This is a genomic window from Kribbella kalugense (genome assembly GCF_004365875.1).
Lineage (GTDB): Bacteria > Actinomycetota > Actinomycetes > Propionibacteriales > Kribbellaceae > Kribbella > Kribbella kalugense.
This window is the reverse complement of the sequence record NZ_SODF01000001.1, coordinates 1,492,875-1,506,438: the sequence shown is the minus strand read 5'-3', so window position 1 is coordinate 1,506,438 and position 13,564 is coordinate 1,492,875. Positions and strand designations below refer to the sequence as shown.

14 protein-coding genes are annotated in these 13,564 nt (G+C 68.2%); 7 read left to right on the top strand and 7 right to left on the bottom strand.

Translation table 11 applies throughout. The annotated features are described in order from the left end of the window. Positions 1-300 precede the first annotated feature (300 nt). A complete protein-coding gene (locus EV650_RS07085) occupies positions 301-849 on the top strand; it encodes an HD domain-containing protein (RefSeq protein WP_134116549.1) in 549 nt (182 codons plus the stop codon). A 96-nt stretch (positions 850-945) separates the two neighbouring features. On the opposite strand, the gene EV650_RS07080 is transcribed toward EV650_RS07085, so the two are convergent. Continuing rightward, positions 946-1,593 (bottom strand): VOC family protein, encoded by a 648-nt coding sequence (locus EV650_RS07080; protein WP_134116547.1) that lies wholly within the window; start codon positions 1,591-1,593, stop codon positions 946-948. A 156-nt stretch (positions 1,594-1,749) separates the two neighbouring features. Here EV650_RS07080 and EV650_RS07075 point away from each other — a divergent pair, with 156 nt between their 5' ends. Further along, entirely contained in the window at positions 1,750-3,156 is a 1,407-nt protein-coding gene (locus tag EV650_RS07075) for an alkaline phosphatase (RefSeq protein ID WP_134116545.1), read from the top strand. A 93-nt stretch (positions 3,157-3,249) separates the two neighbouring features. Next, entirely contained in the window at positions 3,250-3,900 is a 651-nt protein-coding gene (locus EV650_RS07070; protein ID WP_134116543.1) for a transglycosylase SLT domain-containing protein, read from the top strand. On the opposite strand, the gene EV650_RS07065 is transcribed toward EV650_RS07070, so the two are convergent. Then, positions 3,890-5,119 carry an MFS transporter gene (locus EV650_RS07065; protein ID WP_134116541.1) on the bottom strand — a complete coding sequence of 410 codons (1,230 nt, stop codon included), beginning with the start codon at positions 5,117-5,119 and terminating at the stop codon, positions 3,890-3,892. The genes EV650_RS07070 and EV650_RS07065 overlap by 11 nt on opposite strands. 120 nt (positions 5,120-5,239) lie before the next feature. On the opposite strand from EV650_RS07065, the gene EV650_RS07060 reads away from it, so the two are divergent. Then, the gene (locus tag EV650_RS07060) at positions 5,240-5,863 is read left to right on the top strand and encodes a DUF1684 domain-containing protein (protein ID WP_134116539.1); all 624 of its coding nucleotides are present in this window, start codon (positions 5,240-5,242) and stop codon (positions 5,861-5,863) included. On the opposite strand, the gene EV650_RS07055 is transcribed toward EV650_RS07060, so the two are convergent. Next, positions 5,855-8,152, bottom strand: coding sequence for a DEAD/DEAH box helicase (locus tag EV650_RS07055; RefSeq protein WP_369409949.1), 2,298 nt, complete (start codon positions 8,150-8,152; stop codon positions 5,855-5,857). The genes EV650_RS07060 and EV650_RS07055 overlap by 9 nt on opposite strands. A gap of 141 nt (positions 8,153-8,293) precedes the next feature. Here EV650_RS07055 and EV650_RS07045 point away from each other — a divergent pair, with 141 nt between their 5' ends. Beyond that, positions 8,294-8,617 carry a plasmid stabilization protein gene (locus tag EV650_RS07045; RefSeq protein WP_134116537.1) on the top strand — a complete coding sequence of 108 codons (324 nt, stop codon included), beginning with the start codon at positions 8,294-8,296 and terminating at the stop codon, positions 8,615-8,617. On the opposite strand, the gene EV650_RS07040 is transcribed toward EV650_RS07045, so the two are convergent. From EV650_RS07040 to EV650_RS07025, 4 genes are all read right to left on the bottom strand, one after another. Further along, positions 8,614-9,231, bottom strand: coding sequence for a UdgX family uracil-DNA binding protein (locus tag EV650_RS07040; RefSeq protein WP_134116535.1), 618 nt, complete (start codon positions 9,229-9,231; stop codon positions 8,614-8,616). The two genes, EV650_RS07045 and EV650_RS07040, sit on opposite strands and share 4 nt — an antisense overlap. A 29-nt stretch (positions 9,232-9,260) precedes the next feature. After that, a complete protein-coding gene (locus EV650_RS07035; protein WP_134116533.1) occupies positions 9,261-9,743 on the bottom strand; it encodes a vitamin K epoxide reductase family protein in 483 nt (160 codons plus the stop codon). Between the two features lie 3 nt (positions 9,744-9,746). Then, positions 9,747-10,664, bottom strand: a complete 918-nt coding sequence (locus EV650_RS07030) for a DUF929 family protein (RefSeq protein ID WP_134116531.1) — start codon at positions 10,662-10,664, stop codon at positions 9,747-9,749. A gap of 99 nt (positions 10,665-10,763) precedes the next feature. After that, on the bottom strand, positions 10,764-12,245 hold the full coding sequence (locus EV650_RS07025) for an FAD-dependent monooxygenase (protein WP_134116529.1): 1,482 nt from the start codon (positions 12,243-12,245) through the stop codon (positions 10,764-10,766). An 87-nt stretch (positions 12,246-12,332) separates the two neighbouring features. Between EV650_RS07025 and EV650_RS07020 the strand changes: the two genes are divergently transcribed. Both EV650_RS07020 and EV650_RS07015 read left to right on the top strand, forming a co-directional pair. Beyond that, positions 12,333-12,935, top strand: a complete 603-nt coding sequence (locus EV650_RS07020) for a TetR family transcriptional regulator (RefSeq protein ID WP_134116527.1) — start codon at positions 12,333-12,335, stop codon at positions 12,933-12,935. A gap of 10 nt (positions 12,936-12,945) precedes the next feature. Then, the gene (locus EV650_RS07015) at positions 12,946-13,563 is read left to right on the top strand and encodes a class I SAM-dependent methyltransferase (protein WP_134116525.1); all 618 of its coding nucleotides are present in this window, start codon (positions 12,946-12,948) and stop codon (positions 13,561-13,563) included. Position 13,564 lies beyond the last annotated feature (1 nt).

The window sequence follows — 13,564 nt, the reverse complement described above, 5'->3', positions numbered from 1 at the left end:
CCCCAACCACCCCGCCCGTGGGGCTGGTTGGGGTGGGCCTCGTCGGGGCCGGCCGAGCGGTGCGGCGGTTACGCGCCGGCGATCTGCAGGTCGACTGGTAGTACACCCGTGATACGCCGTACGCGCGGGCGTTTCCACGCTCAGGTGTACCACCGGTCGCCGGACACGTCCTGTCCACATGACCGACAGCCGCGGCCCCGGCGCCTCACGATCCGACTGCAGCACCCGCACATCAGCAGGAGCGCTGGGGTAGAGGGTTGGTGCACCGGGAGTTCATTCGGGGTGCTTAGGGTGCGTGGCATGCCGATCGCAACTGTGGACGAGTTGATGACGTTGCTGGGTGAGGGTGCGGGCGTGTGGGACATGCCTGATCGGAGTGGGGATCCGGTGGACATTCTCGACCACGATCGGCAGTGTGCTGAGTTGTTGCGGCGGGACTACCCGGTTGACGAAGAGCTGCAGGTTGCTGGCCTGGTGCATGACATCGGGCATCAGTTGCGGCCCGGTGATGATGCTGGTCATGGCCGGCACGGAGCGGATGCGGTACGGGCGTTGTTGGGGGAGCGGGTCGCTCGATTGGTGGAGCTGCACGTGGTCGCTAAGCGGTATCTGGCGGCGACGGATGCGGTCCATGCGGCGCGGTTGTCAGCGTCGAGTCGTCGTACGTTGGTCGCTCAAGGTGGGGCGATGTCCGCGGAGGAGGTCCGCGCCTTCGAGGGCGATCCGGCGTTTGCGGCGGCGGTCGCGTTGCGGCGAGCGGACGACGCAGGCAAGGTCCTCGGGCTCGAGGTCGCGCTGCTCGAGTCCTGGCGGCCGGTCGTCGAGCGAGTCGCCGCAGCCCGCGGCTGAGCGCCGCCGGCCGACCGGTGGCCGGTGGCCGGTGACCGGTGGCCGGTTGGGTCGCGGCAGGTTAGGCGGCCGGTGGTCGAGTGGGCCCGCGGGACGTTAGGCGGCGGGCAGGAAGACGAAGCGGTTGCCGTCTGGGTCCTCGGTGTTTGCGTCTGATGACGTGGTGGCGAGGCCGAGGTGGTCGATCGTGGTCGTTCCGGACGGGACGAGTTTGACGGCGTCGGCGCCGAGCCGGAACGTGTCGTCTGCGACTCGTTCCATCCCGAGATGCGTGCCGTAGAACTCGGCCGCCGCATCGAGATCCGGTGCGGCCAAAGCGACGTACGAAAGGCCCTGCAGTGAGCCCGAGGTCAGAGGCGGGACGCGGAACTCCTCGGAGCGTTGCAGCAGTTCGACGCGGACCCCGTTCGGGTCGGACAGGAACGCGAGCCGGCCCTGTCCGCTGCCCGCGACGCGAGGCGTCGAGATCTCGGCGTACCCCAGCGCAATCAGTCGCGCGTAGTCGCTGTCGAGATCGTCCGTCATGAAGCCGACGTGATTCAGCCCGTATGTCGCCTGTGGGTCGGGCTCCTCGTGGTGGAGCAGCTCGACCAGGCCCGTCGCGAGCTGGATGTGGACGCGGTTGACGCGTGAGCCGGCCATGAACAGCCGGTCGACCACCTCCGCGCCGAGCGCGTCGTAGAACGACAAGCTCGCATCGAGATCCCGCACCCGGCCGCCGACGTGGTTCAGCTCGTAGATCACCCACTCATCCTAGCAAGCGCTTTCCGATCGCGTCGCAACTGAGAGTTCTCTCAGTTTCACCGCACGTGCGGTCACCTGTCGGCCATGTTCCGGTCACCTTGCGTCTTGGGGGGACCAATACGTTCCGGAGGTCTTGCCCGACCAGAAAGGCCCGCAATGATCAGGAAAAAGGCTTTCGTGGCTGCCTTCGCCGCGGTATCGGTGATCGCCGCGGCGGGAATGGCCTCGGCCGCCGCCAGCGGAGCATTCAGCAACGCCCGCGCCGACGAGTCTACTGCCGACACCGCCAAGCACCCGCAGCGTGGCCCGAAGAACGTGATCTTCTTCCTCGGTGACGGAATGGGTACCCAGGAGATCACCGCGGCCCGGTACTACCAGGGCGTCCAGAACAAGCTCAACGTCGACCGGGCCCGCTACACCGGCTTCGACACGACGTGGTCGGTGAAGCCCGCCGCGAAGCCGCCGTACAAGCCGGACTACGACCCGGACTCGGCCTCGACCGGCTCGAGCTGGGCGACCGGCAAGAAGACGATCGACGAGCGGATCTCGCAGGGTCCGAGCAGCGCCGACAACGTGCCGGGCACGAACTACCAGACCGTGCTCGAGCTGGCGCAGAAGCGCGGCCTGAAGGTCGGCAACGTCTCCACCGCGGAGATCACCGACGCCACACCGGCAGTGCTCGCCTCGCACATGTCGCTGCGCGGCTGCCAGGGCCCGGCCGACATGGCCGCCTGCCCGAAGGAGACCAAGGCGGCCGGCGGTCTCGGGTCGATCGCGGAACAGGAGGTCGACCACAAGATCGACGTACTGCTCGGTGGCGGTCGCGCCCGGTTCGAGCAGCAGATCACCGGCGGTCCGTACGCCGGTAAGACGGTCGTCGACCAGGCCAAGGCCAAGGGCATCCAGTACGTCACGGACGCCGCCGGGCTGAAGTCGGTCAAGGGCAACAAGCCGGTGCTGGGCCTGTTCCACAGCAGCAACATGTCGCTGGAGTGGAGCGGCCCGGCCGCCTCGCTCGGCAAGGGCAACACGTCGCAGGCCTGCAAGGAGAACCAGCGGCCGTCGAACGAGCCGAGCCTGTCGGACATGACCTCGAAGGCGATCGACCTGCTGGAGAACCAGAAGGGCTTCTTCCTGCAGGTCGAGGGCGCCTCGATCGACAAGCAGGACCACGCCACCAACGCGTGCGGCCAGATCGGTGAGACGGTCAACTTCGACAAGGCGATCGGCGTCGCCCTGAACTACCAGAAGAAGCACCCCGACACGCTGGTTGTCGTCACCGCCGACCACGCGCACACCAGCCAGATCGTCGGCGAGGACGCCTCCGGCTCGGGTTTGCCGACCGGCTGGTCGACCAACCTGACCACCAAGGACGGTCAGACGCTGACCCTCACCTACGGCACCGCCGGCTTCGGCGGCGACGGCAAGGCCCCGGTGGCCACGCCGCCGAGCCAGCAGCACACCGGTGCGGTCGTCCCGGTCTGGGCCAACGGCCCGGGCGCCGACGCGGTCCTCGGCACGAACGACCACACTCACCTCTTCAACGTCCTCCAGGGCAAGTAGCACGCCTGAAAGTGGCCTCCGGTTCCGAGCGAACCGGAGGCCACTGCTGTGTCGCCACGTCCTGCCATTGGCCGGACTGACTACGGTGGTGGCGTGGCGAAGCGGTGGGCTTGGGCGGCAGTCGGCGTACTGGTGGTCGGTGTGTGGGCGGCGTGCTCGGACAACAACGCCACCAAGCCGACGTCCCAGCCGTCCACAACCAAGCCTGCGGTCACCAAACCGACCGCATCCACCACGAGTACGAAGCCGTGGTACGACGACTACGACCCGGCCCGCTTCGCTCCCGAGGTACGCCGGTACGCCAAGCAGGCCGGGATCAACCCACAGTTGCTGATGGCAATCTTGTACAACGAGGCGTACAAACCGCACGACCCGAAGTTCGAACGGCAATGGGCCCAGGTCGACTCGGACCCCGCCTTCGGGATCGCGAACATGCACCGTCCCGCGTTCGACGAGACCAAACGCGGCCGCGACTTCGCCAAGCGCAAGTGGGAGGAGCTGCCGGACAACCCGGCGCTGGCGATCGAGGCCGCCGCCTGGCACCTGCACGACCTGGCCAAACGACTCCCGGCCAAGCGCGCCGACCTCTATACGAAGGACGAGTTGCTTGCCCTCGGCTACAACGCCGGCGGCGGCAACATGCGGATCTTCGCCCGTGGACGGAAGGCCGGCGCGCAGGCGTCGTCGTACCTCGACCGCCTGCACGACAACTGGACCAAAGCCGGCCAGGCCGTCAGCGGCTGACCTCACTCGACGATCGCCGGGCGATCGTGACGGCGATGAACGCGCCGATCGACAGTACGGCGGCGAAGCCGATCATCGACGGGCGGAGGCCGGCGTACCGGACGATCACGCTGAAGGCGACGACCGGCAGTCCCATTCCGATGTAGGCGATGACGAAGAAGGTCGCCAGTACCCCGGCCCGGGATGCCGGGACGGCTGCGCGGACAGTTTCGGCAACGCCACCCTTGATGAGCAAGCCCGCGCCCGCGCCGGCCAGCGCTGCCGCGACCAACGCCAGCCAGAGGGCCGGGTGGTAGAGCGACGCAGCGGTCAAGGCGAGCCCGATTGGGAAGAGCGTCGTACCGATCGCGAGAACCGACCTGTCGGTCCAGCGCGCGAGCGCGAGCTGAGCCACCGCCGAGGCCGCGAACGCGGTGAACGGTGCGAGTCCGGCGACGAAGTACGACGTGATGCCGAGCTCACCGCGGACGATGATCGCGCCGAGCGACGAGAACAACCCCATCACCGCGAAGGCGAACGCTCCGACGGCCGCAGCCGCGCCGAACGTCGTACGCCGGCCCGGTTGCAAAGCGAACCGCACCGGACGATCCCGGCCGGTGTCGACCGTCTCGGGACTCGCGAGGACGACCAGCAGGAACAGGGTCATCAAGCCGGCGAACACGATGTAGCCGGTGTGCAACGGCGCCGGCGCCCACTGAGCAAGCACCCCTCCGGCGAGCGGACCGACAGCGAGCCCGCCGAGATTGGCAGCGGTCGCCACCACCGTCGGTACGGCGGAACCCGGACGGTCCGGATGCGCTTCGTGGTACAGGTCATTGAGGTAGGCGGTCGCCGTCGAGGCCATCAACCCGATCGCGACGCCGCTCAGGATCCGGCCGACGATCAGCCCAGGTAGCGTCGGCCAGATCGCGAGTACGGCGGCCGCGAGTACGCCGATCAGCAGAGCCGGGACGATGATCCGGCGGCGGCCGAGTCGGTCGGACAGGTGGCCGAGCAGCAGGAAGCCTGCGGCGGCGCCGACCACGAGGACCGCGAAGGCGACCGTGACCGTGGTGGCGCCGAAATGATCGCGCTGCTGGTAGATCGGCCAGAGCGGGGTGGGCACGGTGCCGAACGCCATCAGAGTCAGGAACGCGCCTGTGACGAACCAGAACCCGGCCTTGTGCCGAATGCGCGGCTGACCCGCGGTGTGTGCGGATTGTGCGGTGGTGGTGCTCATCAACACTTCTCCTCGGAAGTCTGGTGGACACCTGTTAAAACCGGGCGGCGATCAGCACGCATACCAGCTCGGCCGGGCCAGCAAGAGATCGGTTCCATCTCCGTCGGAGATACTGCTGACATGGATCAGATCGAGTTCCGGGGATCATCGGCGCTGGCCGTGGCGGACTGGCGACGGCAGGTGTTCGCGTTGTACGGCGAGGTCCGCGCGGAGGCGGATCCCGCCGCGGCGCACGACTTGTGGCGCCGAGGGCGGGACGAGCTGCTGGCGACCCATCCAGCGTCGCCGGTGCCGGAGGACGAGCGGTCCGGGTTCAAGGGTGTCCGGATCGGCGACTACCGCTCGGAGTTGCGGTTCGACGCCGTGATCGACACCGATGTTGAGCCGTCGGCCTGGGAGTTCGAGTCGGCGACCGACGGGGTGATCCCGTTCTCGCGGGTCGGCGTACTGCACCTGCCGGTAGGAGACCTCGACGTCTGGTGGCTCGAGTCGTACGGCGGGGGCATCTTCGTCCCGATCAAGGACGCCCTCGCCGGCAAGTCGTCGTACGGCGGTGGTCGCTACCTGATCGACACCGTTAAGGGCGCCGATCTCGGTGGCGATCTCCGCACCGGGCGGCTCGTTGTCGACCTGAACTTCGCCTACAACCCGTCGTGCGCGTACAGCCCGGAATGGACCTGCCCACTCGCACCGGCAACCAACAGGCTGGCTGTTGAGTTGCCGGTGGGCGAGTTGTCAGGCTGAGGCCTCCAGGGCCTGGGTGAGCAGTGCGGCCAGGGCTTCGAGCTGGAAGTCTGCCGAGGCGCCGACCTCCTCGTCGGAGCCGTCGAGTGCCTTGGCCGCAAGACCGGCCTTGGCGTCGATCAGGTCGGCGATGCGGGTGTCGATCGTCTGCGCGGCAATGATCCGCCACGCGGTGACCGGCTCGTCCTGGCCGATCCGGTGCACCCGGTCGATCGCCTGGGTCTGCTCGGCGTTGGTCCAGGACAGCTCGGCGAGCACGACGTTCGAGGCGACCTGAAGGTTCAGGCCGACGCCCGCGGTCAGCAGCGAGCAGACCGCGATCGCCACGTCGGGATCGTTGACGAAGGCATCGATGTTCTTCTGCCGGGTCCGGGCGGTCTGGTCGCCGCGGATCGACGCGAACCGGATGCCGCGTTCGGCGAACAGCTCCTCGGCGGCGTCCATCACCTCGATGTGGCGGGCGAAGAACACCACCTTGCCGACGTTCTGCGCCAGCTGGGCCGCGTAGTCCGCGGCCAGCCCGGCCTTGGCCTGACCGATCCGGCGGAACAGGCTGAAGACGTTCTCGCCGGTCTTCTTGGCCGCCATCTCGGTCCGCTCCCAGCCGGCGACCTGGCGGACCAGGTCGTGGTCGATACCGTCGACGACGACACCGGACCGGCGGGTCTCGAGAGCGGTCCGATAGCGCTCGACCAGACGGTCTGCGAGCTCCCGCTCGGCGGCCCGGATCGAGCGGCCGACCGCGCCGTCCAGCTCGACCGGCAGGTCGGCGATCCGGCGGGCCGGGATGTCCGCGGCCACGTCCACCTTGCGGCGGCGGACGATGCCCATGTCGATCACGCTGGCCCGCGCGGACGCGGAGAAGCCGGGGTCGGCCGGCGTCAGCCCGGTCTCGTCGAGCTTCTCCATCAGCTCGGGCCGCGGTGCCTTCTCGTCGATCCAGCCGAGGTACTCCCAGATCGCGGTGAAGTCCTCGATCGAGTTGATCAACGGCGTACCGGTGAGGGCCATCATCAGCGGACGGGTGGTCCGGTTGCGGATCCGGTTCGCCAGGTCGAGCACGTTCCGGGACCGCTGGGACTTCTTGTTCTTGATGAAGTGCGCCTCGTCGACCACCATGCCGCGGAAGCCAAGGTCGCCGAGCCAGCCGACGTGCCGGTCGAGGACCTCGTAGTTGACCACGACGATGTCGGCGAAGCCGTCGATCGTGTCACCGTCGCCATGGATCACGGTCGGCGTACGGCGTGGTGTCCACAGGCCGGCCTCGCGCGCCCAGTTGGTCTTGACGACGTTCGGCACGATGGCGAGCAGGGGATAGGCGTCGGCAGCCTGCGCGGCAAGCAGCGCCTGCGCGGTCTTGCCGAGACCCGGCTCGTCGGCCAGCAGGAAGGTCCGGTGACCGGCCGCGGCGGAGGCGATCAGTTTGGCCTGGTGCGGCATGAGTTCGAGACCGCGGAGCCGCAGCGCGTCGATGCCGCCGGACAGGCCGAGGTACGTCGGGTCGGGCAGCGCCATGCTGGCCGAAGCGCCGGTCTGCTCGAACGATCGCAGCAGCGGCCCGATCAGCTCCCAGCCCGCGAGCCGACCGGCACGCGTCGGCCGGGGCGGAGCGCTGGAGAAGTCCGGGGCGAGGAATGGGTTTGCGAGCTGCCGCGAGACGACGGCCTGCGGCACCACCCGGCGGGTCTGGGTGTCCGGGGGAGCGACCTGCTGGACCGGCTCCGGCTCCTCGGGCGCCTCCATCCCGGCGTCCTCGAGCATCTGCCGCCGGAGTGCGGCCGCGGCCTCGGAGATCACCGCGTCCTCGGCCAGCAGACCGAGCAGCGACGGGTCCATTGCGGCGGTCTTCGCCAGGATCGTGGCGATCCCGTCGAGCCGCCGGAGCTGCTCGGCGCGGTACGCCTCGGTGGCGGATGTCGCGCCGTTCACCCGGGCCCGCTCCTCGCGGACCAGCAGGGCGACGATCTGGAACTTCGTCCGGGTCGATGCCGTACGGTCTCCACGCTGCATCGCGCCGCGGGTGATCGCGGTCTCGACCTCGCGCACGGCCTGCGCCAGGACCTGGATCAGACCGTCCGACTCGCCGTCGCGGACGCGACGCCGCCGACGCGGTGCTGCGGAACGGGTAGCGCCGGGCTGGCGCTGACCTCGTCGGGCCAACGTTTCCTCCTGTGTCGTGCCACGACGGAGCCGCGGCGGAACGCCTGATCGCACGAGGATCGACCCGGCGACGAGATGCCACGCGGAGCCGTCCAGAGATGCCCCCAGGAACACGGCCTCAGAATTCACCGCTCCTGTATGCGCGATCGACTACCCATCCTACCCTCAGTCCCGTCCAACCACCCCTACCGGACCCCAGCGCGTCCGTCAGCCCGTGAATGTGGCCGCCGTCGCCGGGTACCGGACAGGCGGTTGAAAGGAGGCATCACGATGCCTGCAGGAGCGAGCCGTAAGCGGGAACGGCAGTACGAGCACATCAAGGCGGGCCTGAAGGACCGGGGTCGCAGCGAGGACGTCGCCGAGGAGATCGCGGCCCGGACGGTGAACAAGGAACGTGCCCGGTCGGGTGAGGCGAAGGAGGCGAGCCGGACCTCGACGGACGACATCTCGTCGGGCCGGCGCGGCGGCCTCCGCTCGCACAGCGGGTCGAAGGGCCGGACCAAGGAGCAGCTCTACAACGAGGCGAAGCACAAGAACATCAAGGGCCGCTCGAAGATGACGAAGGCTCAGCTCGAGAAGGCCGTCGGGCGCTAATCGAGCAGGCTGGCCGCCGTGCGGAGGTCGTCGACGAACTGGGCGAAGTCGCGGCGGAAGTTCTGGGAGCGGACGACCGCGGAGGGGTGCACGGTTGCGAGCGCGGCGCGGCCGTCGGGGAGTTTGACGGCTTCGCCGCGGCGCTCTGTCACCTTGAAGCCGGTGCCCATCAGGGATCGGGCGGCGACCGCGCCGAGGATGACGACCAGGTCAGGCTTCACGATCGCGAGTTCGCGCTGCAGCCAGGGGGAGCAGGCGTCGATCTGGCCGGCGGACGGGGTCTTGTGGATCCGGCGCTTGCCCTGCAGTTCGAAGCGGAAGTGTTTGACCGCGTTGGTGAGGTAGACCTCGGACCGTTCGATCCCGGCCTCGACCAGCGCCTTGTCGAGCAGCTGCCCGGCCGGCCCGACGAAGACGTGCCCTTCTTTGTCCTCGTGATCACCCGGAGTCTCGCCGACCAGCATCATCCGCGCCCGGACCAGTCCTTCGCCCGGCACGGACCGCTCGGCGTCTTTCCACAGGTCACAGCCGCGGCAGTCCCCGATGGTGGCGCGTAGCTTCCGCATCCCACCGTCCCGCGGCACCCACTTCTCAGCCCCGGCGTACTCAGTCATGCCGTCCGAGTACCCGAATGGGCCTCAGTTCATGAGGTGGGTGGGAGCAGGGCCTGGCGGATGATGACGAGGGCGAACAGGACCAGGGTCAGGGCGTGGACGACCGTGCACCACAGGCAGATCGCGTTGATCTGGAACAGTTCGGCCCAGATCAGGTAGCAGATGAACACGACACCGACGAGTACGGCGGCCAGCCGCAGGCGTCCCGGCCAGGGCGAAGAGGTGCGCCATAACGGCGGCACCGAGAGCGCAGTCATCCCGACGAAGAAGCCGAGCCCGAGCAGCGCGACCGGGATCCCGAGAACCTTCGAGTACTGGCTGCTGGTGACCTTGGCGCAGTTCACCACCCCGGTCTCCGGGCACGCCAGCGTCGTACCCGCCGTGAAGTGCTCATAGGTCAGGTACGCCGCGACCGCGAGGCCGGCGATCGACACCACCAGGGTCGCCCACGGGATCACTCCGAGGGGCGCCCGAGACGACCGCTGCACGGTGCCCACGTTCGATTCCGTCATCCCTCAGGCCTTCGCAGCGCCGAGCTTGCCGGCAGCCGCGGTGACGGCCGCGGACGAGCAGACGTTCGCCGGCTGGTTGTTGGTCAGCTTGCAGATCGCCGCGGTGTAGACGTTGGCTGACCCGATGACCGCCTTCGCGATCGGGCTGGACGGGTCCTTCAGCGCGTCGGCGACCTGCTGCTGGGTCTTACCGGCCAGCAGATCCGGGTCGTACGTCGCTCCGGACCCGACGAACTTGTTGCCGAGGTCGATGAACGGGATCGATCCGGCGCTGTCCTTGTCGACGTACGGCGGGTTGTCGTAGGTCTGCAGCGTCTGCTGATCCGCGGCCGTCGGAGTGTCGAGCGCCTTGTAGGAGTTGCCCTCCGGCTCGTTGGTCGTCGTCTCGACACCGGTGAACGCCAGATACTGACTGGTGTACGTCGCTCCGTGGAACGACAGCGTCGGTGTGTTCGGGTGGATGTCGGCGGCCGCCGAATGCGTCGTACCGAGACCGCTGAACGTGCCGAACCGCATCAGCGCGACCGTGACCGGCCAACGCTCGGCGGCGCAGAAGGGGCAGTACTCCGCGCCGATGTAGAGCACCTTCGGCTTGCCGTTGTCGGTGAGCGCCGGCGCGTTGTTGATCGCCGACGGTGCGACCGTGACGCCGGCGGAGCCGACTGCGGAGAAGGTCGACTCGGGGATCGAGGTGAGCGCGGTCATGAGAGCCGAGTCGGCCGCACCGGTCGGACCGGTCGCCGTCTTCTTGCCGCCGCCGACCAGCCGGATCGTCACCAGCCCGCCGACGATCACCACGACCAGTACGACCGCTCCGACCGCGAGCAGCAGGCGCCGTCGCCGCTCTGCCGCCTGTTGGGCGGCCAGCTGCGCTGCGATCCGCTGACGGGCCGCAGCTTTTTGTTCGACACGCCTTGCCATGACTCTCCTCCAGTTGCCCCCAGGACCCTCAAAGACAACTATCCATCGGCCCCTGAAGTTCCTGCCCTTCTGTCACTGTGAGGTTACAGATCGACCGAGCTACGGCAGGTAAGTGGCCAGAGTAGCCGGGGTGAGACCGGCATCGGAGCGCGCGGCGACATGCTGATCCGGCCGAACCAGCAACGCGCCGTCCGCGGACAGACCGATCCGATCGGCCCAATCGCCGTCGACATCGACCAGCTCCGTGCCCTTCCCGATCCGGTGCACCGGGACGGTCTCACCGAAGTCCGGGGCGTCCGGCCCAGCCAGGATCACGAACCCCGGCCCACAGAGATCGAGCGTGGACTGACCGTTCGACAGCGCGACGTGTGGCAGCCGGGTGCCTACCTGACCGGTCAGCTCGTCGACGTACCCATCACTTGCATAGCTGTAGCGCATCATGATCGCGCCGGTGTCGATCTGCTGCGCCACCTCGGCGGCGTTGGCGGGCGTCTCGATGCCGTAGCGGCCGAGGAAGTCGGTCCGGAGGCGTGCCTGCTCCGCGGCGAGTACGGCGCGGGGCCGCCGCTCAGGCTCGTAGGTGTCCAGAAGATCCGGTGTGGCGTGTCCGTTCAGCACCATCGCGAGCTTCCACGTCAGGTTGTGCACGTCGGCGATTCCGGTGTTGGCGCCGTACCCACCCCAGGGTGCGTGCTGGTGCGCCGCGTCGCCGGCCAGGAAGACCCGGCCGCGACGGTACTCGTCGGCGACGTGGACCCGGGTGTCCCAGGTGCTGCGGGCAAGGATCTCGACGTCGATATCGTCCATACCTTCCTTGCCGATTGCCGCGTGGATCTGTTCGAGCGGGTTGTCCGGGGGAGTGTCGTCGTACTCGAGGTGGAACGACCACTCGTCAGTGTTGTTCTTCGCGAGGATCATGCCGCGGACCACCTCGTTCGCGACCTCGCACTGGCTGAATGTGCGTCCGGTGACGATCTCGGTCAGGTCGGCGTGGACGAAGACATTCAGGTACTGATGCGTCGGCGGCAGGGTCCAGCCGGTGATGCCGAGCTCGGTCCGGATCCCGCTACCGGTGCCGTCAGCGGCAAGGAGATAATCGGCTTCGAGTTGCTCGCCGCCGATCGTTGCCGTGACCCCGTCAGGGCTGGCGCTGAACGCCGTCAGCTCAGTGCCGAACCGCACATCGCCACCACGTTCTCTCGCGATGTCGGCCAGCACCGGCTCCAGCAGCACCTGCGGGCAGAAGCAGAAGTTCGCCGGACTCGGGTCGAGGCCGAGCCCCATCTTGTGGATGGCCTTGAGATCGAGCGCCTCGGAGTCGATCAGGTTGCGGCCGTGGCGCGCGCCGCCGAACGCACCGGCTTTCAACGCCGTCGCGGCGACCTTCTGCACCCGGTCCTCGATACCGATCTGCCGGAACAGCTCGACCGTCCGCACGTGCACACCGCGCGACCTCGGCAACACCGACGCACCGGTACGGCGTTCGGCCAGCACGAAGTCCACGCCGTGGTACTGCAGGAACAGTGCCGCCGACAGGCCGACGAGCCCGCCTCCGACGATCAGCACCGAAGTCCGCGCCATGATGGTCTCCTACACTCTGGGATAAAATTACACTCGACTATAAAGTTATAGCCGGATGTAAGCTTGCGTCGCAAGGAGGTTGCGGAGATGGCGGAAACCGGCCTGCGGGAACGCAAGAAACGGGAGACCAGGGCGCGGATCGCCGATGTGGCGTTGGCGTTGTTCGCCGAGCGCGGCTTCGACCAGACCACGGTCGCCGAGGTCGCCGCGGCGGCGGACGTGTCGGTGAAGACCGTGTTCAACTACTTCCCGGCCAAGGAGGACCTGTTCTTCGACCGCGCCGAGGAGATCGAGCAGCGCTGGCTGGAGGCGGTCGCGGACAGGCGGGACGGGGAGAGTCTGCTCGCCGGCCTGCGCCGGCGGTCGCTGGGACGGTTCGCGGATCATCCGAGCGGCGCGACGGCGCACTTCCGCAAGATCCTGGGCAGCAGTGCGTTGCTGCAGGCCAAGGGTCAGCAGATGTGGGCGTGGCACGAGGATGCGGTCGCTGCCGCGCTGGCGACCGAGGTGGACGAGTTGACCGCGCGAGTCCTGGCGCATCAGGTGTTCAGCATTCATCCGCTCGCACTGCGGATGGTCGAGCTTTGGACGCAGGAGGGAGTCGAGGCCGACGAGATCCGGGATCGAGTGGTTGCCCTGATCAACCGGGCCTTCGACCTGCTCGACCGGAGTGTCGGTGGTGGCCAATAGCCTTCCGGGCATGGATTGGCAGACGTGGCATCAGCGGTACGACGAACCTGGATCCGAACTGTCCCGTCGCCTGGAGGCCGTGAAGGCGCAGGTCCGGGACGCACTGGATCGTGCGCCGGCCGGTCCGGTTCCGGTGGTCAGCCTCTGTGCGGGGCAGGGCCGGGACCTGCTCGAGGTGCTGGCGGATCATCCGCGGCGGGCGGACGTTCAGGCCAGACTCGTCGAGCTGGACCCCAAGCTAGCGGCCTCCGCGCGGGAGCGGGCCGGCGACTTCGACCAGGTTGAGGTTGTCACCGGTGACGCGTCCCTGACGGATCAGTACGTCGGCGTGGTGCCGGCTGAGCTGGTTCTGCTGTGCGGGATCTTCGGCAACATCTCGCCCGAGGACATCCAGCGGACCGTCGACGCGAGTCCACAGTTGTGCCGCACCGGCGCCACGGTGATCTGGACCCGCCATCGCGAAGAACCGGACCTCGTACCGACGATCTGCGAGTGGTTCGAGTCGCGTGGCTTCGAGCGGGTGTGGGTGTCGGAACCTGACGCCGGATTCGGGGTCGGTGTTCACCGCTTCAACGGCGTGCCCGATCCGCTGGTCACCGGTCAGAGCCTGTTCAGCTTCACTCATTGAC

Bases quoted from the DNA above. Each gene is read 5' to 3' on its own strand.
- EV650_RS07060 (WP_134116539.1), top strand. From the start codon at position 5,240: ATGGATCAGATCGAGTTCCGGGGATCATCGGCGCTGGCCGTGGCGGAC.
- EV650_RS07035 (WP_134116533.1), bottom strand. From the start codon at position 9,743: ATGACGGAATCGAACGTGGGCACCGTGCAGCGGTCGTCTCGGGCGCCC.
- EV650_RS07085 (WP_134116549.1), top strand. From the start codon at position 301: ATGCCGATCGCAACTGTGGACGAGTTGATGACGTTGCTGGGTGAGGGT.
- EV650_RS07020 (WP_134116527.1), top strand. From the start codon at position 12,333: ATGGCGGAAACCGGCCTGCGGGAACGCAAGAAACGGGAGACCAGGGCG.
- EV650_RS07045 (WP_134116537.1), top strand. From the start codon at position 8,294: ATGCCTGCAGGAGCGAGCCGTAAGCGGGAACGGCAGTACGAGCACATC.
- EV650_RS07065 (WP_134116541.1), bottom strand. From the start codon at position 5,119: ATGAGCACCACCACCGCACAATCCGCACACACCGCGGGTCAGCCGCGC.
- EV650_RS07015 (WP_134116525.1), top strand. From the start codon at position 12,946: ATGGATTGGCAGACGTGGCATCAGCGGTACGACGAACCTGGATCCGAA.
- EV650_RS07030 (WP_134116531.1), bottom strand. From the start codon at position 10,664: ATGGCAAGGCGTGTCGAACAAAAAGCTGCGGCCCGTCAGCGGATCGCA.
- EV650_RS07040 (WP_134116535.1), bottom strand. From the start codon at position 9,231: ATGACTGAGTACGCCGGGGCTGAGAAGTGGGTGCCGCGGGACGGTGGG.
- EV650_RS07025 (WP_134116529.1), bottom strand. From the start codon at position 12,245: ATGGCGCGGACTTCGGTGCTGATCGTCGGAGGCGGGCTCGTCGGCCTG.
- EV650_RS07075 (WP_134116545.1), top strand. From the start codon at position 1,750: ATGATCAGGAAAAAGGCTTTCGTGGCTGCCTTCGCCGCGGTATCGGTG.